General features: G+C 64.2%; 2 protein-coding genes. One reads left to right on the forward strand and one right to left on the reverse strand.

The annotated features are described in order from the left end of the window. Positions 1–22: 22 nt before the first annotated feature. Positions 23–259, forward strand: a complete 237-nt coding sequence (locus EXE44_RS17115) for a HalOD1 output domain-containing protein (protein WP_158293490.1) — start codon at positions 23–25, stop codon at positions 257–259. 392 nt (positions 260–651) lie between these two features. On the opposite strand, the gene EXE44_RS20400 is transcribed toward EXE44_RS17115, so the two are convergent. Further along, entirely contained in the window at positions 652–828 is a 177-nt protein-coding gene (locus EXE44_RS20400; protein ID WP_158293491.1) for a hypothetical protein, read from the reverse strand. Positions 829–981: the final 153 nt, after the last annotated feature.

Genomic DNA, 981 nt, shown 5'->3' on the forward strand with positions numbered 1-981 from the left:
ATGAACATCGAAATGATCGAACGTGACAGCTGACCTCACCGAAAAGATAGCGAGAGCCCTCGCTGACGTCAAATCGGTGGACCCGGAGGAGCTCGACGTCTCTCTGGAGAATCACGTCTCCACCGACGCGGTCCGCAACCTCGCGAGCCACGACAGCGACTCGTGGCGCCTCCAGTTCGAGACGCCGGACCACGTCGTCGAGGTCACGGGGACCGGACGGATCCTCGTCGACGGCGAAACGGTCCGAGAGGCCCGCTGAACGCCGTTCGACGACTGCCGAACGACGACGTTACTCGTCGTCGGGGACGAGCATCTCGGGATCGCGTTTGTACTTCGGGGTCGACACGAACGTCTCGATTCGCTGCTTGTCGGCCTCTGTGATGGAACTTTCCATACACGGCCGTTAAGCTCGGGTAACTTGAGTAATTAGGCCGTTCCCGACGGTAATCGGGTATTACTCGACCCGATCCCGGGCGTGCCCCGGATACACCTGTTGAAGCGGACGAAAGGCCGGCTCAGCCGCCCTTCGGTCGAACCCGTGTTCTGTGTCCGGTCCGATCGGCGGTCGGCTCCTTCGGACGTTGTAAGGAAAAGTTGCTTCGGAAGGCGAGACGGGGGCGAAGCGGTCGGCACGAGGTCCCGAGCACGTGGTCACCGCATTGAGGCCGCCGAGCAGTAGGCCTCCTCGCGGGCGGTGATCCACGCGGTCGTTCGGCGGTCGTCGTCGGCGTCCCTCGGGAATATCGTACATTCGGTCGACCCCCCGTGGTCGCTGACGACGGCCGCCTCGTACGCCTCGTATCGCGGGGTCGGTGAGTCCGTGTCCATCGGATATGAGGGGACACCGCAGCGAACGAGATTGTTATGAGCGACCTACGCGGCCGCGGTCCGGACCGGCCGCTAGCAGAAACGGACTGTGCGGAGACGGACGCACCGCGTCCGACGCGCTTGTCGAACTCGCCCCGGCGGGGCGACGGCGCT

The sequence above is a fragment of the Halorubrum sp. SS7 genome, assembly GCF_005435055.1.
In the GTDB taxonomy this organism is placed as follows: domain Archaea; phylum Halobacteriota; class Halobacteria; order Halobacteriales; family Haloferacaceae; genus Halorubrum; species Halorubrum salinarum.

What these genes read in the sequence shown, in the direction of transcription:
- EXE44_RS20400 (WP_158293491.1), bottom strand. Translation starts at nt 828, where the DNA reads ATGGACACGGACTCACCGACCCCGCGATACGAGGCGTACGAGGCGGCC.